The sequence below is a fragment of the Amycolatopsis coloradensis genome (genome assembly GCF_001953865.1).
Classification (GTDB): domain Bacteria; phylum Actinomycetota; class Actinomycetes; order Mycobacteriales; family Pseudonocardiaceae; genus Amycolatopsis; species Amycolatopsis coloradensis.
Map to the genome: position 1 here is coordinate 1 of NZ_MQUQ01000022.1, position 23,713 is coordinate 23,713.

18 protein-coding genes, 2 tRNA genes and 1 pseudogene are annotated in these 23,713 nt (G+C 70.5%); 8 read left to right on the forward strand and 13 right to left on the reverse strand.

From position 1 onward, the window contains the following. Positions 1-240 precede the first annotated feature (240 nt). Complete coding sequence (locus BS329_RS35490; protein WP_076167251.1) at positions 241-1,065, forward strand: class I SAM-dependent methyltransferase; 825 nt, start codon at positions 241-243, stop codon at positions 1,063-1,065. Between the two features lie 4 nt (positions 1,066-1,069). On the opposite strand, the gene BS329_RS35495 is transcribed toward BS329_RS35490, so the two are convergent. After that, complete coding sequence (locus BS329_RS35495) at positions 1,070-2,671, reverse strand: ABC-F family ATP-binding cassette domain-containing protein (protein ID WP_076167187.1); 1,602 nt, start codon at positions 2,669-2,671, stop codon at positions 1,070-1,072. Between the two features lie 377 nt (positions 2,672-3,048). On the opposite strand from BS329_RS35495, the gene BS329_RS35500 reads away from it, so the two are divergent. Then, entirely contained in the window at positions 3,049-3,843 is a 795-nt protein-coding gene (locus tag BS329_RS35500; protein WP_076167189.1) for a DUF2382 domain-containing protein, read from the forward strand. A 45-nt stretch (positions 3,844-3,888) separates the two neighbouring features. Here BS329_RS35500 and BS329_RS44235 read toward each other — a convergent pair whose 3' ends face one another. The 5 genes and pseudogenes from BS329_RS44235 to BS329_RS35525 all read right to left on the reverse strand — a co-directional run. Beyond that, entirely contained in the window at positions 3,889-4,062 is a 174-nt protein-coding gene (locus tag BS329_RS44235; protein ID WP_208619330.1) for a hypothetical protein, read from the reverse strand. Between the two features lie 21 nt (positions 4,063-4,083). After that, a complete protein-coding gene (locus BS329_RS35510) occupies positions 4,084-4,521 on the reverse strand; it encodes a response regulator (RefSeq protein WP_076167190.1) in 438 nt (145 codons plus the stop codon). Further along, positions 4,518-6,080 (reverse strand): sensor histidine kinase, encoded by a 1,563-nt coding sequence (locus tag BS329_RS35515; RefSeq protein WP_076167192.1) that lies wholly within the window; start codon positions 6,078-6,080, stop codon positions 4,518-4,520. The genes BS329_RS35510 and BS329_RS35515 overlap by 4 nt, the downstream gene beginning before the upstream one ends. Then, positions 6,077-7,303 carry a PP2C family protein-serine/threonine phosphatase gene (locus BS329_RS35520; RefSeq protein ID WP_084750599.1) on the reverse strand — a complete coding sequence of 409 codons (1,227 nt, stop codon included), beginning with the start codon at positions 7,301-7,303 and terminating at the stop codon, positions 6,077-6,079. The genes BS329_RS35515 and BS329_RS35520 overlap by 4 nt, the downstream gene beginning before the upstream one ends. Positions 7,304-7,560: 257 nt before the next feature. Then, a pseudogene (locus tag BS329_RS35525) lies at positions 7,561-7,875 on the reverse strand (TerC family protein); the annotation flags it as partial. A 307-nt stretch (positions 7,876-8,182) separates the two neighbouring features. Here BS329_RS35525 and BS329_RS35530 point away from each other — a divergent pair. After that, complete coding sequence (locus BS329_RS35530) at positions 8,183-8,617, forward strand: SRPBCC family protein (RefSeq protein ID WP_076167194.1); 435 nt, start codon at positions 8,183-8,185, stop codon at positions 8,615-8,617. Here the strand turns inward: BS329_RS35530 and BS329_RS35535 are convergent. From BS329_RS35535 to BS329_RS35545, 3 genes are read right to left on the reverse strand one after another with little or no spacing between them, the layout of a single operon-like run. Next, on the reverse strand, positions 8,596-9,849 hold the full coding sequence (locus BS329_RS35535; RefSeq protein WP_076167195.1) for a glycosyltransferase: 1,254 nt from the start codon (positions 9,847-9,849) through the stop codon (positions 8,596-8,598). The two genes, BS329_RS35530 and BS329_RS35535, sit on opposite strands and share 22 nt — an antisense overlap. Then, complete coding sequence (locus tag BS329_RS35540) at positions 9,846-10,679, reverse strand: SDR family NAD(P)-dependent oxidoreductase (protein WP_076167254.1); 834 nt, start codon at positions 10,677-10,679, stop codon at positions 9,846-9,848. Before BS329_RS35540 ends, BS329_RS35535 begins: the two co-directional genes overlap by 4 nt. Beyond that, positions 10,676-11,722: an alpha/beta hydrolase gene (locus BS329_RS35545; RefSeq protein ID WP_076167197.1), complete on the reverse strand. Its 1,047-nt coding sequence runs from the start codon at positions 11,720-11,722 to the stop codon at positions 10,676-10,678. Before BS329_RS35545 ends, BS329_RS35540 begins: the two co-directional genes overlap by 4 nt. 448 nt (positions 11,723-12,170) lie before the next feature. Between BS329_RS35545 and BS329_RS35550 the strand changes: the two genes are divergently transcribed. The 4 genes from BS329_RS35550 to BS329_RS35565 are packed head-to-tail and all read left to right on the forward strand — an operon-like array spanning position 12,171 to position 20,327. Next, positions 12,171-12,848, forward strand: coding sequence for a hypothetical protein (locus BS329_RS35550; protein WP_076167198.1), 678 nt, complete (start codon positions 12,171-12,173; stop codon positions 12,846-12,848). A 56-nt stretch (positions 12,849-12,904) separates the two neighbouring features. Continuing rightward, positions 12,905-14,647: a fatty acyl-AMP ligase gene (locus BS329_RS35555; RefSeq protein ID WP_076167200.1), complete on the forward strand. Its 1,743-nt coding sequence runs from the start codon at positions 12,905-12,907 to the stop codon at positions 14,645-14,647. After that, entirely contained in the window at positions 14,644-18,840 is a 4,197-nt protein-coding gene (locus tag BS329_RS35560; protein ID WP_076167202.1) for a type I polyketide synthase, read from the forward strand. The genes BS329_RS35555 and BS329_RS35560 overlap by 4 nt, the downstream gene beginning before the upstream one ends. Further along, positions 18,837-20,327: an MFS transporter gene (locus tag BS329_RS35565; protein WP_076167203.1), complete on the forward strand. Its 1,491-nt coding sequence runs from the start codon at positions 18,837-18,839 to the stop codon at positions 20,325-20,327. The genes BS329_RS35560 and BS329_RS35565 overlap by 4 nt, the downstream gene beginning before the upstream one ends. Here BS329_RS35565 and BS329_RS35570 read toward each other — a convergent pair. Then, on the reverse strand, positions 20,302-20,721 hold the full coding sequence (locus tag BS329_RS35570; protein ID WP_076167205.1) for a VOC family protein: 420 nt from the start codon (positions 20,719-20,721) through the stop codon (positions 20,302-20,304). The genes BS329_RS35565 and BS329_RS35570 overlap by 26 nt on opposite strands. A gap of 87 nt (positions 20,722-20,808) precedes the next feature. Between BS329_RS35570 and BS329_RS35575 the strand changes: the two genes are divergently transcribed. Next, the gene (locus BS329_RS35575; protein WP_076167206.1) at positions 20,809-21,405 is read left to right on the forward strand and encodes a TetR/AcrR family transcriptional regulator; all 597 of its coding nucleotides are present in this window, start codon (positions 20,809-20,811) and stop codon (positions 21,403-21,405) included. A 185-nt stretch (positions 21,406-21,590) separates the two neighbouring features. On the opposite strand, the gene BS329_RS35580 is transcribed toward BS329_RS35575, so the two are convergent. The 3 genes from BS329_RS35580 to BS329_RS35590 form a co-directional block, all read right to left on the reverse strand. After that, positions 21,591-21,662 (reverse strand) — tRNA-Val (locus tag BS329_RS35580). A gap of 35 nt (positions 21,663-21,697) precedes the next feature. Next, positions 21,698-21,772: transfer RNA gene (locus BS329_RS35585), tRNA-Val, on the reverse strand. 90 nt (positions 21,773-21,862) lie between these two features. After that, positions 21,863-23,707 carry a serine/threonine-protein kinase gene (locus tag BS329_RS35590; RefSeq protein WP_076167208.1) on the reverse strand — a complete coding sequence of 615 codons (1,845 nt, stop codon included), beginning with the start codon at positions 23,705-23,707 and terminating at the stop codon, positions 21,863-21,865. Positions 23,708-23,713: the final 6 nt, after the last annotated feature.

The following is a 23,713-nucleotide window of genomic DNA, read 5'->3' on the forward strand; positions in this document are numbered from 1 at the left end:
CGCCGACCGGATTACCTACCCAACGTTGCTTGATACGGCACTAGACGGTTGATTCCGTGAAAATCATGTGAAGCTCAGTGAGCCGAATCGTCCTGTCAGCGTCAGCGGCTGCCTGATTTTTCAAGCGTGTGAGACGGATTCCCCTTCAGCTCAGCGTTCAAGTCGCCGCCGATCGAAGCGGGGTGACAAATCCCGCCCCTTCCTTTGACAACGGCAGTGCGCCGGGTCATCGTCCTGCGCATGAGCGCGTACACCCGGCAGGCGATGGCGCTGCTGTTCGACCGGACGGCGAACACCTACGACGCCCTCGGCGTCGACTTCTTCGGCGTGTTCGCCCGCGAACTGCTCGATCGTGCCGGGGTCGCCCCCGGCGAGCGGGTGCTGGACGTCGGCTGCGGACGTGGCGCGGTGCTGTTCCCCGCGGCCGCGCGGGTCGGCGCGGGCGGATCGGTGCTGGGAATCGACCTCTCCTCCGCGATGATCGAGCGCACCGCGAAGGACATCGAGGACCGCGGACTGGCCAATGTCTCGGTTTCCCTTATGGACGCCCAAGAACCGACGCTGCCCGACGCCGGCTTCGACGTGCTCCTCGCGTCCTTCGTGGTGTTCTTCCTGCCGGATCCGGTCGCCGGTCTGCGGTCGTGGCACCGCCTGGTCACCCCGGGCGGCCGGGCGGGTGTGACCACGTTCGGCGCGGACGATCCCCGGTGGGCGGCCGTGCGTGAGGTGTTCAAACCGTTCGTGCCGCCGGAGCTGGCCTGGACCCTCGCCGTCAGATCCGGTCTGTTCGCCACCGTCGAAGGCTTCGGCCAGGCCGTGGAGTCGGCGGGCTTCACCGGTGTCACGTCCGTGGAACGCGTCTATCCGGTGAAGTTCGCCGACCCCGGGCATTGGATCACCTGGTCGTGGTCGCACGGCCAGCGGCTGTTCTGGGAGCTGGTCCCGGAAGACCGCCTCGACGCCGTACGCCAGGCCGTGCTCGCGGAACTCGAGCCGCTGCGCGAGCCCGACGGGAGCGTGGTGCTGGCGCAGACCGTGCGCTACACCATCGCCCACCGCGGGTGACGGCTCACAACGCGAGCCTCGGCCAGGACGCCGTGTCCCGCGACAGCTGCCGGTCGTGCGTGGCGATCACCACCGCGGCCGGGGTGGTCCCGAGTGCGGCGGTCAGCTCGTCGACGAGCGTGGCGGACAGGTGGTTGGTCGGCTCGTCCAGCAGCACCACGTGTGGACGACGGGCCAGCATCAGTGCCAAGTCCAGCCGCCGCCGGGCGCCGACCGACAGTTCGGCCACCGGCCGTCGCCGGTCGTATCCGGCGAGCAGGCCGAGTTCACCCAGCCCCGGTCCCGAAGTCCCGGCCCTGGCGAGCTGTTCGTCGTAAAGCTCCGTCGCCGTACGCCTGCCCGGCAGGTCCGACTCCTGCCCCAGCCGCCCGATGCGTGCCGCTCGCGAGTGTGTGACGGTGCCCGTACTCGGCTCCAGATCACCGGCCAGCACGGCAAGGAGAGTCGACTTGCCCGCGCCGTTGGGCCCGGTGACCACCAGTCGGTCGCCACTTTCCAGTGCCAGCTCGACCGGACGCGCGAGCCGCCCGGTCACCGTGACCCCGGCGGCGCGGAGCAGGTTCGCCCCGCGACGCCCCGGTAGCTCGGGCATGGCGAACCGGGCGGGCGGCGGCGGGACGGCCACCACGTGCCCGGCCAGTTCCTCCTGCCGACGGTGGACCGCCCGGACCAGCCCCGGCGCGCGGGTCGCGCGGACGTGCCTGCCAGTGCCCTTGGGCGGCCGCCAGTTGTCCCGCAGCCGGTTCTGCGCCGACGAGAGGTCAACGGCGAGCCGCTGCCGCTCGGCGATCTGCTCGGCGTGCAGCGACTCCCAGCGAGCGCGTTCGGCTCGGCGAGCCTCGACGTAGGCGGCGTAGCCACCGCCGTAGACCCGCGGCCGGTCGTCGCTCGACGGATCGAGGTCGATCACCGTGGTGGCCACGTCCTTGAGCAACGCCCGGTCGTGACTGACCAGGACGACCACGCCCGGGTGAGCGCGCAGCCGTTCGGTCAGGTGATCGAGCCCGGCGGTGTCGAGATGGTTGGTCGGCTCGTCGAGCAGCAGGACGGCATGTCCGGCACCCAGCAGACAGGCCAGCCGGACCCGGTGACGCTGCCCGACCGACAGTGTCCCCAGTGGACGGTCACGGTCGTCGACGGCGTTCAACGCGGCCAGCGAGACCTCGACCCGCCTGTCGGCGTCCCACGCGTCGAGGGCCTCGGCCTCCGCGAGCGCGGCGGCGAAGACGTCGTCCGCGCCGGGACAACCATCGCTGAGCGCGACCGTTGCCGCCTCCAGACGAGCCAGCGCACCGCGTACGGCGGCCAGTTCGAGATCGATCAGCGCGCCGACGGTGTCGGTCGCCCCGAGCGGGATCCGCTGGTCGGCGACACCGGCCGAGCCCGCGCGATGCACCTCGCCGCGGTCTGCGGCCAGCTCACCGGCGAGTACCCGGAGCAAGGTGGTCTTGCCGCGGCCGTTCTCCCCGACGATGGCGACCCGATCACCGCAGGCGGCGGCGAGGTCGACCCCGGAGAGCACCGGCCGTCTCCCGAAGGACAGGTGGACGTCGGACAGGCGGACGTGCGCCGCGCGCAGTGGCGCGGGCGAAAGAGAGGATGACACGAACTGCCTCCAGCGAAAGTGATGAGCAGGAAGAACGAACTCCGGTACCGCGGCTCGCGGTACCGGTGGAGGCGTCGTTCCTCAGAGGAACAGCAGTTGCTGCATCACGATCACGAGGGTAGGGCAGGGCGCCGGCTCCACGCATCCGGTTTTCCGGCGAGCGGGAGATCCACACCTTCGCACCAACCCATGACCACCCCTCACCCCTAGTACCCCCCTTTCACCTGCGACGACACCCCGGACGTAGCCCGTCAACGCTGCTTCAAACCCTCACTTTCGGGGGTCACCCACAGGTACACCGCGACGGTTGCCATGATCACCGGCCCGGCCGACGGTGGGCTTCTCAGCAGCAACATCGTTCGGGAGGAGCAGAGCCGATGGCGAAGACCATGCAGCCGCAGGAACTCATCGACAGTGCCGTGGTCGATCCGACGGGCAACAAGCTCGGAAAGGTCGGCAACGTCTACCTCGCCGATGCGACGCACCAACCGGAATGGATCACCGTCAAGACGGGCCTGTTCGGCACCAAGGAGAGTTTCGTCCCGCTTTCGGGCGCGCACACGGACAACGACGGCGTGCACGTCCGCGTCGACAAGGAGGCCGTCTCCGACGCGCCCCGCATCGACGCCGACGGGCATCTGTCCATGGAGGAGAGCGCGCAGCTGTACAAGCACTACGGGCTGCCGATGCCGCGAACGTCGCCGGACGGCCGGATGGACGACGCGGCCGTGAGCAGGGGCGGCACCGGCCGCGGTAAGCCCGGCATGGACGCGGACGCCGGCCGGAAGGACCGGGACGCCGAGCGCAGCATGACGCGTTCCGAGGAGCGGCTGAAGGTCGGCACCGAACAGGTCGAGACCGGCCACGTCCGGTTGCGCAAGTACGTCGTCACCGAGGAGCAGCAGGTGACCGTCCCCGTCAGCCACGAAGAGGTGCGCATCGAACGGGAACCGATCACGAAGGGATCCGGCGGGAAGGCCGAGATCGCCGAGGACGAGACCGAGGTCGTGCTGCACGCCGAGAAACCGGTGGTGGGCAAGGAAACCGTCGAGGTGGAGCGGGCGAGGCTCAAGACGGAGACCGTCACCGAGGACCAGACGATCTCCGGCAAGGTCCGCAAGGAGCAGTTCGAGGTCACGGACGACGACGAGCGCAAGCACCGCAAGTCCTGATCCCGCGACAGGGGGCGGCCCGCGTGACGGGCCGCCCCTGAGTTGTCAGCGCGAACGTCGCTCGTGGGCGGCCGCGACGTCGAGTTCATCCGGATCGAGGCGGGTAAGCACACCGTCGTCGCCGACTGCGGTGTGCGGTTGACCGGCGTCGTCGAGCAGTTCGTCCGGCGAGCACAGCGGTACCTTGGTGGTGCTGTTCTTCGTGCCGGCCGGGATCACCGTGCTGCGCTTTCCCTGAGGTCAGCGGGGCAGTTTCACCACGGTCACGAAGAAGTTGTCGATCTGGCGTACCACTTCGATGAACCGATCGAAGTCGACAGGCTTGGTGACATAGGCGTTGGCGTGCAAGTCGTAGCTGCGGAGGATGTCCTCCTCGGCTTCGGACGTGGTGAGCACGACGACGGGAATGGTGCGCAGCTCCGGTGACGCCTTGACCTCGCTGAGCACCTGGCGGCCGTCCTTGCGGGGCAGGTTCAGGTCGAGCAGGATCAGCCCGGGACGCCGCGCGTCCTCGTACGGCGCCTCGCGGCGCAGGAACTGAAGCGCCTGTTCCCCGTCCGAGACGACCGACAGGGTGTTGCGGATCTTGTGGTGCTCGAACGCCTCCTGCGTCATGAGGACGTCGCCCGGGTCGTCCTCGACCAGCAGGATGTGGATCGGCTCCAAGGACTCGGTCATGCTTGTTCGTTTCCTTCGCTGGAGTTCTCGGCCGTCGCCGGTTCCGGCGCCGGTGGTGCGGGCAGGGTGAAGCAAAACCGGGTCCCGGCCGTGCCGGTGGTGTCCAGCCAGATCCGCCCGCCGTGGTGTTCGACGATCTTGCGGCACAGGGCCAGCCCGATCCCGGTGCCCGGGTAGTCGCCGCGGCCGTGCAGGCGCTGGAAGATCACGAAGATCCGCTCGGCGTACTCGGTGCTGATGCCGATCCCGTTGTCGGTGACGCGGAAACGCCACTCGTCGCCGTCACGCTCGGCGGCGATTTCGATCTCCGGCGGATCCTCCCCGCGGAACTTGAGGGCGTTGCCGACGAGGTTCTGGAAGACCGCCGTCAGCAAGGACTTCTCCCCCCGCACGGCGGGGAGTTCACCGCGGGTGATCCGGGCGCCGGACTCGGTGACGGCGTCGTCCAGATTGGCCAGTGCGGTGTCCAGCAGGTCCCCGGTCTCGAGTACCGCGTTCTCGTTCTCCTTGCGCCCGACCCGGGAGAACGCGAGCAGATCGTTGATCAGCGCCTGCATCCGTTTCGCGCCGTCGACGGCGAACCCGATGTACTGATCACCGCGCTCGTCCAGTTTCCCTTGGTAGCGCTTCTGGAGCAGCTGGCAGAAGCTGGCCACCTTGCGCAGTGGCTCCTGGAGATCGTGCGAGGCGACGTAGGCGAACTGCTCGAGATCCGAGTTCGACCGCTCCAGCTCGCGGGTCCGGACGGCGATCGTCTCCTGCGCGCGCTCCAGAAGGGTGACCTCGTCGAGGATCCGTGACCGCAGTGATTCCACATCGGACGCCAGCACCCGCATTTCCCGCGGGCCGGAGCCGCGGACCGGGCGGTGGATGTCGTTCTGCGCGACGTCGCTCACCTCGGCGGCCAGCTGCCGGATCGGTTTGATCAGTTTCCGGTGCAGCAGGAAGAACACCAGCGCCACCGCCGCGCAGAGCAGGACCGCGATCACGATGAGCATGGCCCGCAGGACATCGGCGGAGGACGACAGGTCCTCCCGCGCGTCCAGCCGTTCGGCTTCCAGCCGGCTTTGCAGCACACTCAAGGAACCGCGGACGTCGTCGAACAGCGGCTTGCTCGCGTCCATCTGCGCGCCGGTGATGGGAGCGCCTGCCAGTACCGGCTCGATGATCTTCTGCCGCCAGTTCGTGGCGGCGCCGAGCACGCGGTCCAGATCGTCACCGGCGGGAGTGCCGGGGGTGGCGCCAAGGTGTCGCAACTGGCCGACCGCCGCGTCCTGTGCCCGCAATCCGTCCCGGTAGGGCTCGAGGAATTCGGCACGCCCGGCCAGGATGTAGCCGCGGACACCGGTCTCCTGGTTCAGCAGCGCCGTCGAGAGCGAGGTGGCCTGCAGTACCTGCGGTCCGGTCACGTCCAGCAACCTGGCCCGGGAGTCGGTGAGGCTCGCCAGCGCCAGTGAGCCCGCCACGATCGCGACGCCGAGCAGCAGCGACGCGATCACGCCGGACAGCACCGACCAGCGGCTGATCGACCAGACGCCGGGTGCGGGATCGAATTTCATCGAGGCGTCTCCTCGGCGTCGAACGTGAGCAGGGCCAGCGCGACGTCGTCGTCCAGCGGTCCGCCGTGGAGGACGTCCATCTCGCTGATCAGGTTGTCCAGCGCCGCGGCGGAACCCCCCTCGATGGTCAGGCTGTTCAGCGCGGCCGCGGCCATCCGTTCGAGCCCGACCCGTTCCCCGCTGCCCTCGACGCGGCCTTCGAACAGGCCGTCGGTGTAGAGCAGCAGCGACCATCGCGGCCCCATCGGCACCGTCAGCTCCCGCCACCCGGCGCCGGGCGCGACGCCCAGCGGCGGGCCGAGCGCCTCCCTGGACAGCAGCCTGCCGCCGGACTCGTCGACCAGCAGCGGCTGCGGATGACCGGCGAGGGTCATCCGCAGGGACCGGCGGTCCGGGGCGACCGTGATCATGCAGACGGTGGCGAACAGCGGTCCCAGCGCCTCGTGCTGGAGCATCTTTTCCACCATCGCCAGCGTTTCCGCCATCGGCAGCCCGGCGAGCACGACCGAACGCCAGGCGATCCGCAGCGCGACACCGAGCGCCGCCTCGTCCGGGCCGTGCCCGCAGACGTCACCGATGACCAGCTGGAGGGTGCCGTCGGGAAGTTCGACGGCGTCGTAGAAGTCCCCGCCCAGCAGCGCGCCGTTCCGGCCGGGCCGGTACCGGACGGCGAGGCCGAGCCGGGGGTCGGTCACCAGCGGGGTCGGCAGCAGCCCGCGTTCGAGGCGCGCGTTCTCCCTGGCCAGTAACTGGTGCTGCAGCAGTTGCTGCTCGACACGTTCGGCGCGGCTGCGTTCCCAGGAGTACCGCAGTGTCCGCGCCAGTAACTGACCGTCCACCTGGTTCTTGACCAGATAGTCCTGAGCGCCCGCGCCCAGCGCGGACACCCCGAGCGCCTCGTCCTCGCGGCCGGTCAGCACGATCACGGCGGTGGACGGCGCGTGCTGCCGCAACCGCGTCAGGCCGGCCAGCCCGGTCGCGTCCGGCAGCTGGAGGTCGAGGAGCACACAGTCGGCGGTGATCGGCCGCGCGAGAACCTGTTCGAGCGTCGTGGCCCTGTCGAGAATGACCCGTTCGAGGCTTTCGGCCGCGTCCGCGAGCATCTCTTCGACCAGGAGCGCGTCGCCGTCGTCGTCCTCGACGAGCAGGACGTGCAACCGGTCCAGCTGCGGCGAAGGTCTACGAGGTGGGACCTGCTCGCCGTGACGCACGGCGTTGGACACGGACAGCCACCTTTCCTCACCGGTATTTCCGGCGTGCGGACAGAAGACGGCTGTCTTCTCAACCACCGGGAGCGTAGCGGCCGTACCGGAGCTGCCGCCGGTTCGGCCGCCCGACACGCCACCATGCGATCACGGTCACGGTCCGCGTGGCGGACGGCGCGGCCGCATCGCCGCGAAGACCAGGAGCAACGCGGCGAGGAAGAGTGCGGCGGCCGCCAGATCGATCAGGACGCCGACGACGAGTCCGGTGATCATGCTCACTCCTGGGTCACCCGCGCGGCTTCGCGACGGCGCGCGTACAGGCTGGTGAACGAAACCGTGACGAGGACGGCGATGATCACCCCCAGTGAGACGGGCGTCGGCACCTGCGGCACTCCCGGCCAGATCCCGTGTGCCCAGTGCAGCACCAGTTTCACCCCGATGAAGGCGAGAATGATCGCGAGGCCGTGGTTCAGGTGGACCAGTTTCGCCAGCGCCGAACGAAGCACGAAGTAGAGGGCACGCAGGCCAAGCAAGGCGAAGGCGTTGGTCGCGAACACGAGATAGGGCTCCTCGGTGATGTCCCTCGCAGCACCAGCGTGCCAACGATGCCGTACAGCAGCACGCGTTGCTGCACGGTGGACGGGACCGCGAAGGTGGCGCGGCCGCCCCCACCAACGTTGCGAGTGAGCTGTCGGGCATGTCGCGAAAGCCACTTTCGCGACGTCTGATGTCCCGAAAGTGGCTTTCGCGACACGAGCACGGGGCCCGGCTGACTTAGCCCACCAGTCAGACCGGCGGCGACTCCGCAACCAGCCGACTACTTGCGCCTTGACACCACCCCCCAACCCACTACAGTTCAACCCCTTGGTTGAATACCCTCGTCGTGGAAGAGAATCGATGACCGACCTGACGATCACCCGCCTTCTCGACGCGCCCCGCGAGCTCACCTTCCGGGTGTGGACCGATCCGGACCATCTCGCCCGCTGGTGGGGCCCGGCCGGGTTCAGCACCAAGTCCTGCACGGTCAACCTCGCCGAGGGCGGCCGCTGGCGGCTCTGCGTCAGCGACGGCGAGACCGACCTGTGGGCCTCGGGGGTCTACCACGAGATCGTCCCGCCGGAGCGGCTCGTCTTCAGCTTCGCCTGGGAAGAGCCGGAAGGCGCGCGGGGCCACGACACCCTCGTCACGATCGTCCTCTCCGACCGGGGCGGCAAAACCGAAATGGCCTTCCACCAAGCGATCTTCGAAACCGTGACGGAGCGCGACGAGCACGTCGACGGCTGGCAGTCCTGTTTCGACTGCCTCACCACCTACCTCGCGGAGACACGCTGACCGACGTCCCGCAGCACCTCGCGGGCCCGCGCCACCCCGTCCTCCTCGCGCAGCCGCGCGGCGACGTACTGCGCCCCGCGGCGGAACAGGAGGTTGCCGGACAGTTCCAGCAGTCGCGTGGTCAAGGCGTCCGCGGTGACGTCCCGTAACGGCAGTGGGCGCGGGCCCGCACCGAGACGGGACACCCGGTCTCCCCAGTAGGGCTGGTCGGAGAAGACCGGGCAGACCAGCGCCGGGACACCCGCCCGCAACGCCGCCGCGGTCGTGCCCGCGCCGCCGTGATGCACCACCGCCGCGGTGCGCGGGAACAGCCACGCGTGCGGGACGTCCTGGACCGTCAGCAGATCGTCGTCGGCGTACTCGGCGTCGGTACCGAGAAGACCTCGGAGCCCGACTCGGCGCAACGCCGTGCGGACGGCGGCGAAGGTCCGCTCCGCCTCCGACGGCCGCATGCTGCCGAAACCGACGTATACCGGCGGCGGCCCCGAAGCGAGGAAGTCGCGCAGGCGCGGGTCCGGCCTCCACGCGGCGGGAGTCTCGAGGAACCAGTATCCGGTGACGTGGACCCTGGTGGGCCAATCTTTCGGCCGGGGCACGACGGCGTCGGAAAAGCCGCACAGCACCGGCGTTTCCTTCCGCCGTGGTCCGCGCACCCCGGCCGCGGGCAGTCCGAGTGAGTGCTCGCGCCAGCGGTCCACTTCGGGACGCAGCACTTGCCAGGCGACGCTGTCGACGGCGTGGAAACTCAGCCGCCTGCCGCACGGGCCGAGCTTGGCAGACCACGGCAGCAACGGATGCGCGAACGCCCGGGTCGGCGCGCTCGGCTGGTAGTGCAGTTCGACATCGGGCACGCCGAGCGAGGCACCCAGGTGCGCGCCGAGGAAACCCAGCGTCGGGGCGAGCACGAGATCCGCCCCGCACGCTCCTTTGTGGACATCCGCCAGCAGGCGCTCCATCACGGGGGCCAACGCGCCCCGCAGCCCGCGCAGGAACGTCGCGGGATTACGCCCGCCTTCGGTCCATTCGCGTCCGCCGTCCGAACCGAGGACTTCACCGGGGTCGGCCGAAAGCGGCGCGAAGTCCAGGCCGTGGCCGGTCACCAGCGGCCGGAACCGCTCCGCCGCCAGCACCCGCACACGATCGCCGTCGGCGGCCAGACCACGGCCCAAGGCGACACACGGCTGGACGTCGCCGCGCGAACCGGGTGCGACGATCACGACGAGCCTGCTCATCGCTTCGCCGCGGTCAGCCGATAACGGAGCCGGAACGGCAGGTTCGCCAGCACCGCCGCGATCCGCGCGTCCCGGCCCAGAAGATACCGCGGTGCCGGACGACGGGCGGTCAGCGCGTGGACGACGACCCGCGCGGCCCGTTCCGGCGGGACACCGTCGCGCGCGGAACGCTCCGCACTGCGCTCCGCCTCGTCCAATTGCGCCGCGTACCTTTCCCTCGCGACCTCCGGCAACGCGGCGCGAACCTCCTCGGCGGCGGCGCGGGCGCGTGGCCAGATCGAAGTGGCGACCGCGCCGGGCTCGACCAGGACGACGCCGATCCCGGACGGCGCCAGCTCGGCGCGCAGGCTGTCGGTCAAGCCGACCAGGGCGAACTTCGACGTGTGATACGGCCCGACCATCGGCCCGGCGATACGCCCGCCCATCGACCCGACCGTCACCACGCGGGCGGCCGGCGCGGCGCGCAACGCGGGCAACATCGCCTGCGTGACGGCGAGCTGACCGGTGACGTTGACCTCCAGCTGCTGCCGGAAGTCCTCGAGCGGGACATGTTCCAGCGGTCCCGGGCGCGCCATCCCCGCGTTGTTCACCAAGCCCCGCAACGGTCCCGCCGCCGCGACCTTCTCCCCGCACGCCGCGACGGACGCCGCGTCCCGGAGGTCCATCCGCAACACGGAGACCGCTTCGCCGTACACGCGGGCGAGTTCGGTCTCGTCCGCGTCGGTGCGCACACTGGCCCAGACATGGGCGCCCCGCCGGACGAGTTCGGTCACGCAGGCCCGGCCGATCCCGCTCGATGCCCCGGTGACCACAAAGGACGGACGAGTCACGACGCCTCCCCCGTCTTCACCGGCGCCGACAGCGCGCGCAGCATCCGCGGCCACGTCTTGTGCAACTGGTCCTGCCAGTAGGCCCAGTGGTGCGTGCCCGGCCCGTAGAAGTCGGTCATGACCGGGACACCGAGGCGGTTCAGCCGGTCCGCCATCGCGGTGGTCTGGCCGGAGCACAGGAACTCGAGCAGCATCGCGCCGGGGAGCACGTCGATCGGGAGCTTGCCGTCGTATGGTCCCGGCAGGCCGTTGCCCGTCGACAGGTACAGCTCGGTGCCGCGCAGGCGCTCGGCGTTCACCAGCGGATCATGCGCGTCCCAGCGGGACGCCTGGCGCCTCCGGTCGCCCCAGAGCGCCTCGGGATCCTGCCGGGCCGAGGCGACGATCGCGCTGGTCAGCAACTCGCCGAACGGGCCGGTGGGGTTGAGGTTGCCGCTGAACGACCCGGCGAACCGGAACACCCCCGGCCGCCGGGCGGCGAGTTCCACCGCGCCGTATCCGCCGAGCGAGAGCCCCGCCGCCACCCGCCTGCCGTCTCCGCGATAGCCACGGTCGATCAGCTGAGGGATCTCGACCGCGGTGAACGTCTCCCACTGATTGAGGACGACGTCCTTGCCGTGATTCCACCAGTCGGAGAAGAACCCCGCGGAACCGGAACCCGGCATCACCACCAGCGCGCCGGAATCGTCGGCGAGCTTCCGGATGTCGGTGTTGGCCGTCCAGCCGCGGTAGTCCTGTAAGCGTGTCTCCCCGGCGAGCAGGTACACCGACGGCCACTTCCGCTCCGGTTCGGCGTCCCATCCCGACGGCAGGATCACCCGGACCATCGCGTAGCTCCCGACACCGACCGAGCGCACGGTGAGGTCCAGCATCCGCGGATCACCGTCCACAGTGGTCTGGGCCACGACGTGTGAGCCGTCGTCGGCTCGGGCGTCCGGGACACCGCTTCCGGCCAGTGCCGGGGCGGCGGCGACGCTCGGCAGCGAGCACGTCACGGCCGCCAGCAGCGCGACGGCCCGCAGCCGCCTCGAAGTATTGCGCATACGTAATCCTTTGTCCCGGTCGTTCGACAGAATCCGAAAATGTGACGGCGATTACCCGCAAAAGCAATCCGGAGGTGCCGACACGTTAAACGGAAGCGTCCCCTCCGAGCAATTGTCCTGCCCACATTCCGGGAGGACAATGTGAATGCCAGGGAAACAAGAAATGTGTCCACCTCCCCCATCAGGGTGACCCGGCGCTCACGCACGGTGAGCAACACTGGCACAGGGGTACCAAACAGGCTCGCGCACCTGCGAGAAGCTCGGAAGACGCAGGTCACACCCAGTACACGAAGGACATTTACGTTCTCTTGACACCTTCCGGTATTCGATTTCCCGCCGTAGCCTTCGTCGTGCCGCCCAGGTTCGGCGTCCACTGACGCGACCCTGGCGCCTGCGTCCCACCGAAGGGACCCGCGACCCCATCAGGACCCTTCCGAAAGGGCTATTCATGGCTGCCCGAATTCGCGCGCTCGTCGTCTCCGCCGCTGCGGCGGCGACCATTTCCAGCCTGCCGGGAGAATCGATTCAGGCGGCCGCGGCGCCGCCTCCTCCGGCTGTTCCGGCTGTTCCGGCTGTTCCGCCCGCCGCCCTTCTGCCGCCGGAGACCGTGCCGAAGGCGTCCGCGCGCGACGGTTTCGACCTGGGCACGGCACTGTCCACCGCGGACCGCGCGGAGAGCCGGATCGACGTCGGCGGCTGCGAAGACGTCGTCCACGGCAGGCTGATCGGTTCCACCGCCACCGGTCAGGGTTTCCAGTCCGCCGTACCCGGCGGGCAGGTCTCCGAACTCGTGACGCGTACGACGAACCCGCCCGACCTGACGGCGTGGGCCGCGCAGGCCGCGCGGTGCTCGAAGGTGACGGTCGACGACGCGGCCGGTACCACGGTGTCGACCGTCACCGTCCAACCCGCGCCCGCCATTCCGAGCGCGAAGACCCTTTCGTACCAACAACTCCTGACGCTACCCGGGCAGCCCCCCGAGCTGCCGGGGCTGCGCCTGCGCACCGTCGCCATCGCCGCCGACGACGTACTGGTCGTACTTCGTGACGCCGGAACCACCGGCCTCGATCTCGACGCCCTCGCCGTCGCCGCCTGGCAGCACGCCGCCGGACCGCTCGGCCGCTGAACCCCGAATCGACCCCGCCGAACCCGGGTTCACCACCAGACACTGAGGAGACCGCCATGTCCCTGGCCCCCGAAAACCTGCCCGCCACGGCCGGCACCACCCTCCCCGCCTGCCTCCGGCATTGGGCGGACGTCGACGGCGATCGGCCCGCGCTGACCTTCGCCGACTTCGCGACCGATCGTGCCGGGCGGCGGAAGACCCTGACCTGGCGGCAACTCCAGGAGCGCGTCGACGGCGTCGCGGGGGCACTCCCCGTCCGGCCGGGTGACCGGGTGGCCGTGCTGTGCCCGCAGAGCGCGGACTACGTCGTCGGTTTCCTCGGCGCGATCACCGCGGGCGCGATCGCCGTGCCGCTGTTCGACCCCGGACTGCCGGGGCACGCCGGACGGCTCGCCGCGGTGCTGACCGACTGCTCCCCCGCCGCCGTGGTCACCACCGCCGCGGCCGAAGACGCGGTCCGCGAGTTCCTCGCCGGACTGCCCGGCGGCGAACACGTCGCCGTCGTCGCGGTCGACCAGCCCGCCGAAGGCCCGGTCCGCGCGTGGCCCGCCCCGGCCACGGCGCCGGACGACGTGGCCTATCTCCAGTACACCTCCGGTTCGACCCGCACCCCGGCCGGCGTGGTGCTGACCCACGAGAACGTGCTGGCCAACGTCAGGCAGGCCGTGCAGGGGCTCGGCATCGACCCGGCGGGAAGCACCGTGTCGTGGCTGCCGCTGTTCCACGACATGGGTCTCGTGCTCGGCCTGATCACCCCGCTGGCGATGGGCATGCGGTCGGTGCTGATGGATCCGCTGGCCTTCATCGAACGGCCGGTCCGCTGGCTGGAATTGCTGAGCGACCACAAGGGAAGCTGGAGTGCCGCGCCGAACTTCGCCTTCCACTACAGCGCGACCCGGGTGCGCGAGGAAGACCGGGCCCGGCTCCGCCTCGACCGCGTCGCCGCGATCGTCAACGGCGCCGAACCGATCAACCCCGGGGTGCTGGACCGGTTCCACGCCGCGTTCGCCGAGTCCGGGTACACGCCGGACAAGACCCGGCCCGCCTACGGTCTCGCCGAGGCGACCGTCTTCGTCACGACCGGCCCCGGCGTGCCCCCGCGGGTCACCACCTTCGACCGCGCCGCCCTCGGGGCGGGCGTCGCGCGGCAGGCCGACGACGGCCTCAAGCTCGTCGCCTGCGGTGTCCCCGTCGGCCAGCACGTCGCGCTGGTCGACCCGGAAACCGGGGTCGCGCTGGAAGACGGTGCGGTCGGCGAGATCTGGGTCCACGGCCCCAACGTCGGCACCGGATACTGGCAGAAACCCTTGGAGAGCACCGAGACCTTCGGCGCCCGGCTGACCGGCGACCACCCGGGGATCCCCGAGTGGCCCTGGCTCCGCACCGGCGACCTCGGCGTCCGGTACGACGGCGAGGTCTACATCGCCGGCCGGATCAAGGACCTGCTCATCGTCGACGGCCGCAACCACTACCCGCAGGACGTCGAAGCGACCGCCGCCTCGGCCGACCGCGACATCCGCCCCGGCAGTGTCGCCTCGTTCGCCGTCGAAGGCACCGACACCGAAGCCGCGGTCATCGTCGCCGAACACCGCGGCCACAGTGCACTGACCACCGACGACGAACGAGCCCTCGCCGCCTCGATCCGGCGGCTCGTCTCCGACGCGCACGGCCTTTCCCTGCGTGACGTCGTGCTCGTCCCGGCGGGACTGGTCCCGCGCACCTCCAGCGGCAAGATCGCGCGCGGCGCCTGCCGCGACCGTTACCTCGCAGGCGACTACGGAAAGGCCCTGGTGCGATGAGAAACCCGACGCTCGACACCCCCGCACTGCGCCGCTGGCTGCTCGACACCGTCGCCGAGCACATCGGCGTGGACCCCGCCCGGCTCGAACCCGACCGTCCGCTCAGCGACTACGGCCTGTCCTCCCGTCAGGCCGTCGGCATCGCCGCGGATCTCGAAGACCTGCTCGGCACGCCCCTCCCGGCCACCCTGCTGTGGGAGAGCCCGACCCTCGACCACCTCGCCCGCTCCCTCACCGGCGGCGCCGAACCGGAACCGGAGGTGACCGGCACGGACCGTCGCCGGACCGATCCGATCGCCGTCGTCGGCCTCGGCTGCCGCTGGCCGGGCGCGAACGGTCTCGAAGAGTTCTGGGACCTGCTGAGCAGCGGACGGGACGCCGTCCGGACCGCGCCACCCGGACGGTGGACCGCGGCCGCGGCGCCGATCGTCGGCGGATTCCTCGACGACGTCGCCGGTTTCGACGCCGACCACTTCGGCATCACCCCGCGCGAGGCGTCCACAATGGACCCACAGCAGCGGATGCTCCTGGAGGTCGCCTGGGCGGCACTGGAACACGCCGGGATCGCCCCGGTTTCCCTGCGCGGCAGCCGGACCGGCGTGTTCACCGGGATCTCCACCCACGACTACGGGCACCTCACGATGGCGGGTGGCGGGGTGGACCTGTGGACGGCCACCGGCGCGGCCGGGAGCATCTCGGCCAACCGGCTGTCCTACATCTACGACCTGCGCGGGCCGAGCATGGCGGTGGACACCGCCTGCTCCTCGTCGCTGGTCGCGGTGCACCACGCGGTACGCGCGCTGCGCGACGGCGAGGCCGATCTCGCACTGGCGGGCGGGGTGAACCTCATGCTGCTGCCCGGACCGACGGCCGCGTTCGCGGCGGCGGGACTGCTCGCCGAGGACGGTCGCTGCAAGACGTTCGCCGCGGGCGCCGACGGCATCGCGCGTGCGGAAGGCTGCGGCGTCGTCGTGCTCAAGCGGCTGGCGGACGCCGAGTACGACGGCGACCGGGTGCTCGCGGTGATCCGTGCCACCGCGGTCAACTCCGACGGCCGGTCCCAGGGCCTGGCGGCCCCGAATCCCGTCGCCCAGCAGGACATGCTGCGCACGGCCTACCACGGCGCCCGGCTCGATCCGTCCACTGTGGACTACGTCGAGGCGCACGGCACCGGCACCTTGCTCGGCGACCCGATCGAGGCCCGTTCGCTCGGCGCCGTCCTCGGCAAGGACCGCCCGGCCGACGCGCCGTTGCTGATCGGTTCGGTGAAGACGAACATCGCGCACGCGGAGGCGGCCGCCGGGATCGCCGGGCTGATCAAGGTCGTGCTCGCGATGACCCACGACGAACTACCGCCCCAGTTGCATTTCGCCGCGCCGAACCCGCACATCCCGTTCGACGACCTGCGACTGAAGGTGGTGACCGAACCGACGTCTTGGCCGCGCCGGTCCGGCCGCGCCACGGCCGGAGTGTCCGCTTTCGGGTTCGGCGGGACCAACGCGCACGTCGTCCTCGAACAGGCCCCGGTACCGGAACCGGCGCCGGACCGCGCGGACGTCCGGATCGGGCTGCTGTCGGCCCGCACCCGCGACCGCCTCACCGAACGGGCGACGCAACTCGCGAACTGGCTTGAATCCACGTCACCGCTTTCTCTCGCCGACGTCACCCACACCCTGTTCCGGCGGGACAACGGCGGACCGCATCGCGCCGCCGTCGTCGCCGGGGACGCCGCGGAACTGGCGGTGCTGCTGCGCGCCGTCGGCTCCGGTGCCGATCCGCTGCCCGCCGGCGCGGCCGTCGGAACCACCCGGACCACCGACGGCCCGGTGTTCGTGTTCTCCGGCCACGGCTCCCAGTGGCCTGGCATGGGCCTCGGCTTGCTGGCCGCCGAGCCCGCCTTCGCCGCACAGGTCGACAAACTCGGTGACCTGTTCACCGAGCACACCGGCCGTTCGCTGCGTTCCCTGCTCACCACCGGGGACCCGTTGCCCTTGCCCGAAACCCAGGCGGCGATCTTCGGGACGCAGATCGCGCTGGCCGCGCAGTGGGAGGCGCTCGGGGTACGGCCGTCGGCCGTCATCGGGCATTCACTCGGCTCCGCGGCCGCCGCCGTGGTGAGCGGCGTGCTCACCCCCGACGAGGCCGTCCACCTGGTCGCGACCCGTGCCCGGCTCCTCGGTACGATCGGTCCGGGAGGCGCGATGGCGGCGGTGGAACTGGCGCCGGAGGAACTCGAGCTGTACCCCGACATCGAACTCGCCGTCGAATCCGCACCGGGTCAGCTGACCGTGGCAGGCGACGCCACCGTCCTCGACCTGCTCGTCGCGGAACTCGAGGCGGCCGGGCTGACCGCGCGACGGCTGCCGGTCGAGGTCGCCGGGCATTCCGCTCGTGTCGATCCCGTCCTGCCCGCGCTCCGGGAGGCGCTCGCCGAACTGGGCGGACGGCGTCCGGCGGTGCCTTGGTACGACACGGTTTCGGCTGATCCGACGGATCCGCCGGACTTCGACGCCGGATACTGGGCAGCGCATCTGCGCCGTCCGGTGCGGTTCCGGCAGGCCGTGGCGGCCGCCGCCGCGGACGGGCACCGCGTCTTCGTCGAGGTGTCGCCGCATCCGATCCTGCGCGGATCGGTGGCGCGAACCCTCGAAGCCGAAGGGATCCACGACGCGATCGTCACCGGAACCCTGCGCCGGGGCCAGGACGAGGTCCGCGCGCTGGGCGCCGCGGCGGCCGAACTCTACTGCGCGGGAACGCGGATCACCCCCGCCGATCCGGACGACGGTGCCCGCCTGGTCGACGTCCCGCCGATGCCGTGGCGGCACGAGCGGCACTGGTACACCTCCGCCGAGGAACCGCCGTCGTTCGCCGCGCGTACGACCGAGCCCGAGCCGGCTCGGAGCACCGGCGGGAACCGGCTGACCGAGATCGTCGCCGCGGTCATGGGCCTGCGTGCCGACCGCATCGACGCCGACGTCCCCCTCGTCGAACTCGGACTCGATTCCCTGATGGCGAACCGGATCCGGGAGGCCGTCCGCCGGGAGTTCGGCACCGAACCCGACGCCGCCAGCGTGCTCCGGGGCGCCACGCTGGCCGACCTCAGCCGTGATCTCGCGCCGCGCGGAGACGAGGACCCGCTTCCGCCCCGGGGTCGTGCCTGGGACGCGGCCGACCGCCTGGTGCTGCGGCTGTGGCACGAGCACACCGGGGCCGACGCGGGTGGCACGCACGTCCGGCTGACCGAGACCGGCACCCCGGATCGGCTGGCCGAACTGCTCGCCGAAGGGCTCAGCACCGAACTCGCCACGCCGGTCGACGCCGTCGAACTCCGGCGTCACGACTCGCTCGCGGCCATCGCCGACGTCGCCCGCGCCATCCTGGACACGCGGGAGGAACAGGGACCGGTACACGTCCTGACGTCCGGTGAGGACGGGGTCGCGCCGCTGCTGCTGTTCCATCCCGGCGGCAGCACGTGCACCGTCTACCGGCCGCTGCTGGACCGGCTGCCCGCGTCGGTGCCGTGCATCGGCTTCGAACGCGTTCCCGGTATCGGCATCGAGGAACGTGTCGAACACCTGCTGCCGCTGGTGCGGGCGCACCGTCGTGACCGGCCGTACCGGCTGGCGGGCTGGTCGTTCGGCGGGGCGCTGGCCTACGGCGTCGCCGCACGGCTCGCGGAGGAAGGTGAGGAGGTCGAGTTCGTCGCTCTGATCGACACCATGCTTCCACTGCCGGAGCCGGACCTCGATCCGCGGGCGTCGTCCGCCCGGCGATTCCTGCGGTTCACCGGCTACGTCGAAGGGACCTATGGCCGCGAAGTCCGATTAGGACATGAGGAACTCGCACCGCTGCCCGAAGAGGAACAGATCGAGCTGACCATGCGGCGGGTCGCCGAAGCGGGGTTGCTCAGTCCCGGTGTGCTCCGGCACCAGCGTCAGTCCTTTTTGGACACTTTGGCGGCCGAACGCGGCACTCCCCGCCGCTACGACGGCCGGGTCGTGCTGTACCGGGCTGTCGAGCAGTACGCGGCCGGACTGGCGATGGAACCGCGTTATTCCCGCACGGATCTCGCGGCGGGCTGGGCGGACCTGTGCCCCGGTCTGGAGATCGTGCCGGTCGAGGCCCATCACCTGTCGGTCGTCGACCCGCCGCACGTCGACGTCGTGGCGAGGCATCTGGCGGGACTCCTGTGACCACGGCCCGGGCCGAGCGAGCGGTCGACCGCGCCTGGCCGCTCTTGGCGGTACTCGGCGCCGGGCTCTTCCTCGTGGCTGTCGACGCGACCGTGCTGCATGTCGCGTTGCCCGACCTCGTCCGCGATCTGCGGCCCGGCGCGGTGGCGCAGGTGTGGATCGTGGCGATCTACCCGCTGACCGCCGCGCCGCTGCTGCTGCCGTTCGGCACCCTCGGCGACCGGTACGGACGGCGACGGGTGCTGGTCACCGGATACGTCGTGTTCGGGATCGCGTCACTCGGCTGCGCGTTCGCGCCGAACGCCCCGATGCTGCTGGGCTTCCGCGCGGTGCTCGGGGCGGGTGGCGCGATGATCATGCCGGTGACGATGTCGCTGCTCCGGGAGCTGTTCCCGGAGCAGCGGCGCCGCCGCACGGCGATCGCGGTGTGCAGTGGGATCGCGGGCACCGGCTCGGTCTTCGGGCCGATCCTCGGCGGGGTGCTCGTCGAAACATGGGGCTGGCGTGCCACGTTCCTGCTGAATCCGCCGGTGATCCTGGCCGCGGTGGTGCTCGCGCTGCGGTGGCTGCCCAGGAATCCGCCGGGGCGGCGGCCGTGGGACGCGCTCAGCGCGGGTCTCGCGGCGGGCGGTGTCCTCGGCATCGCGTTCGCCGTCGGCCAGCCGGGCTCCTGGCTTCCGGCCGTCGCTTCGGGCGTGACGGGCGGTGTCCTCATCGGACTCTTCCTGCGCCGCCAGCGCCGGACCGATCCGCCGTTGCTCGATCTCACGCTGTTCCGGTTGCCTGGCGTGCGGGCCGCTGTCGGCGGGGTGCTGCTGGTGATGAGCACTCTGGTCGGCCTCGGCCTGCTGTTCGCCCAGTACCTGCAAGTGGTCCTCGGCCTCTCCCCGACAGCGGCCGCCGCCCGGCTGCTCCTGGTGCTCGGCGCGTCGGCCGTCGGCAGCGTCGTGACGCCTTCGCTGCTGGAGCGGTTCGGCAACGCTCGCGTCCGGACGGCCGGATTCGCCGTCGCGGCGGTGTCGCTGCTGGTCCCGGCGTCGGGTTCGGCCGCGCTGACGTCACCGGTGGTGCTCGGGCTGGGGCTGGCGGGATTGGGACTGGGCATGGCGCTCGCGCTCACTTCGAGCACCGACACCCTGCTTTCGGCGACGTCCGCGGACCAGGCCGGAGGCGCCGCGGCGGTGGAAAAGACCGGCTACGAACTGGGTGCGGGTTTCGGGACGACCGTGTTCGGATCACTGGCGGCCGCCGTGTACGCGGGCCACCTGGCCGTTCCGTCCGGCGTTTCCGAACCGGCACGGCGACTCGCCGTGTCCGGGCCGGCGCAAGCGGAAACCGCCGCCTCGGGCCTCACACCGCGATTGGCCGAGGAGTTACTCGAAGCCGCGCGGGCCGCGTGCACCACCGGACTCCAGGTGTCCGCGGCCGTCGCTTGTGGACTGTTCGTCCTGGCCGTGCTCGTCAGCGCGGGCGTGCCTCGTCGGTGAACTGCTCGGCGTACTCGCCGGTCGGCGGGATCTGCTGGATCACGTCGATCAGCACGCCGCTGGGGTCGGCGACGATGAAATGCCGCTGCCCGAACTCCTCGCTGCGCAAGGAAAGCGTCTCGGGCAGGCCCGCATCGACGACCAGCCGCCGGTGCTCGGCGTCGACGTCGTCGACCTCGAAGTTCAGCAGCAGCCCCTGCACCGGTTTGCCGAACCCGGCGGGGATGGTGCCGTGGCCCGGGGCGAGGATCGCCAGCTCCCACTCGCCGCGCTTGAGGCTGACGTACCAGTCGGCCTCGAAGGTGAGCTCGAAGCCGAAGTGATCGCGGTAGAAGTCGCGCGTCTCGGTGAGGCGCTCGGTCATCAGGACGGGATAAAAGCTGGTCAGTCGCATGGTGCCACCTCTGTTTACTAAAAATACCGACCGTCGGTTTGTTTCATGAAGTTAGCCAACCGACGGTCGGTATGTCAAGATTCGGGTATGGCCCGCACGAAACAGCAACAGCGCGAAGAGACGATGGAAGCGTTGACCGCCACCGCACGCCGTCTGTTCGCCGAGCACGGCTACGGCAACGTCGGCCTGGAGACCATCGCCCAGTCCGCAGGCGTGAGCAAAGGCGCGCTGTACCACCACTTCAGCAGCAAAGCGGACCTGTTCCGGTACGTCCTCTCCACCGTGCAACACGACGTCGGCGAGCAGGTCGCGCGGGCCGCGGATTCCGCACCGGACTCGTGGGCGGGACTACTGGCCGGCTGTCGTGCCTTCCTCGCCGCGGCGACCGATCCGGAGATCCAGCAGATCATGCTGCTGGACGGCCCGTCCGTCCTCGGCTGGGAGGACTGGCGCGAACTCGACGACGAGTCCTCCGCCCGGCACCTCGCCGAAGCCCTGACCGGGCTGATGACCGACGGCCTCCTGGCGACGCGACCGGTGGAACCGTTGGTACGCCTGCTTTCCGGCGCGATGAACGAGGCCGCCGTCTGGCTCGCCCACTCCCCCGACCCGAAGTCCGACCTCGCCGCGACGATGGACACGCTCACGCCGATGATCGAGTCCCTGCGCCAACCCACCTCGTGAGCGGAACGACGGTTCTGGCGGACTCGAATCTGCCTGCGGCGGGGCCGAGCGGGGAGTTTCGCGTGATTGACGGGACGACACCCGTGATCCGGCGGACGACACGCGTGACTGGATGGACAACACACGCGTTGTCCATCCAGTCACGCGACGCAAAAGGCCCCGTCTCAAAAGACGGGGCCTTGCTGTGGGCGATACTGGGATCGAACCAGTGACCTCTTCGGTGTGAACGAAGCGCTCTCCCCCTGAGCTAATCGCCCGCGGTACGAACTCCGGTTCACCGGGGAAGTGAACCTGGTGCGCGATACTGGGATTGAACCAGTGACCTCTTCCGTGTCAGGGAAGCGCTCTCCCGCTGAGCTAAACGCGCGTGGTGAAGTTGTTCGTACGGGAGCTAGTTTAGCGGACCGGTTTCCGGGCCCGCACAGGGGTTCCCCTTCTCGAGCGAAGCCCAGGCGGGTCAGGGTTTCGGCAGCCGTGAAGCGACCGAGCCCGCGATCGCCTTGGCCCGGTCGCAGGGGCTCCCGCTCTCTTGCCGGGCGAGCAGCCGGACGGCGACGTGTTCGGCCTCGCGGTCGGTCAGTGGGCGGTGCTGCCAGGTCACGACGCAGTTCGAGTCCCCGAACTCCCGGATGTCGCCGGTGACGCCGTTGCCGAGGTCGACCGGTGACCCTTCGGGCGCGTAGGCGCCCCGTTGCAACTCGACGGTCAGCATGTCCCCGCCGCCCTGCCACTCGCAGATCCGCAGCGTCCGCGAAAGGGGCTGCGTGTTGGGCATGTTCTCGCCGAGCACCGCCGGATCGGCGACCGCGCACGGGTCGAGCGGGAGCAGGCTCGCCGGGTCACCGGCGCGGTCGACCTCGTGCGTGCGCAGCCGGGTGAGAGCGGCGGTCAGCAGGTCGTCGGCGGCCTTGCAGGGGTCACCGTCCCGGCTCGGATGGGAGATGATCACGCCGAGCCGCCGATCCGCCGGAAGCTGGACCACGGAGTCGCATCCACCGCTGATCGTGCTGCGCAGCAACGGAAGCCCTTCGGCGGTCCGGTCGGTCCGCTCAAGACTGCTGGTGGTCACGCCTTCGCCGAGTTGGACTTCGAAGGAGACGTCGTCGAGACCGGTGTACTTGCACCGCGCCGGGTAGACCGGATCCGTTTCCGGTTTCAGGGTGCCGAATTCCGGCACGAACCGGCCGGCGAGCACCTTGCACGGGTCGGCGAGGCGCAACCGGTCCGGGCTGAGCGCCTCGGCGGCCGCCAGAGACGTCACGCCGGGATCCTGGGGTTTGGCGTGCTCGGCGATGGAGAGGCTGAGCGCGACGATTCCCGAGACGACGAGCAGGACGACCCCGGCGAGTGCACCGAAGAGGATCTTCTTCGTCCGCGGCGCCATCCTCTTCGGCGGCGGCCGCCAGATCGGCAGCGGCAGCGCCAGCACTGAGCGCACCTCGGCGTCCTGCTGCTGGATCCGGGCGTGCACGGCGGGCGGCCAGGGAGCCGCTGCCGGTGGCACCGAGCCGATGAAGTCGAGAATCTGTTCCGGGCTCGGCCTCCGGGCGGGGTCTTTGGTCAGGCACGGCTCAGCGAATTGCCGGATCCCTGCTGGGACATCGGCGAAGTCCGCGGCGGCGTGAACGACGTTATACAGCGTTTGAGGTGCGGTCGGGCCGGTGAAGGGGCCGCGTCCGGTCGCGGCCATGACCAGGATCGCGCCGAGGGAGAACACGTCACTCGCCCCGGTGACCTGCCCGCTGCCCGCCTGTTCCGGCGACATGAACGCGGGCGACCCGATGATCGCACCCGTTCCGGTGAGGTCCTGCGCCTCCTCCGCCACCCGTGCGATGCCGAAGTCGATCACCCTGGGTCCGTCACTCGTCAGGATGATGTTGCTGGGCTTGAGATCCCGGTGGATCAGCCCGGCGCGGTGGATCTCGGTCAGCGCGGCGGCGAGCCCGGACGCCAGCACGCGCACCGACTCGACGGGCAGCGGTCCGATGGCGTCCACCGCCTCCTTCAAGGACGGTCCGGTGACGAAGACCGACGCGAGCCACGGGGTTTCCGCCTCTGCGTCGGCGTCCATGACCGCGGCGGTGTACGCGCCGGACACCAGGCGTGAGGTGGCGACCTCGCGCCGGAACCGTTCGCGGAAACGCGGATCGTGCGCGAACCGGGCGTGCAGCTGTTTGACCGCGACGAGCCTGCCGTCCGGTGCGAGCCCCAGTACGACCCGGCCCATGCCGCCTTCGCCGATCTCGGCGATGATCCGGTACGGGCCGATCTGCCGGGGTTCGCCGGGGTTCAACGGTTTCACTGGTCT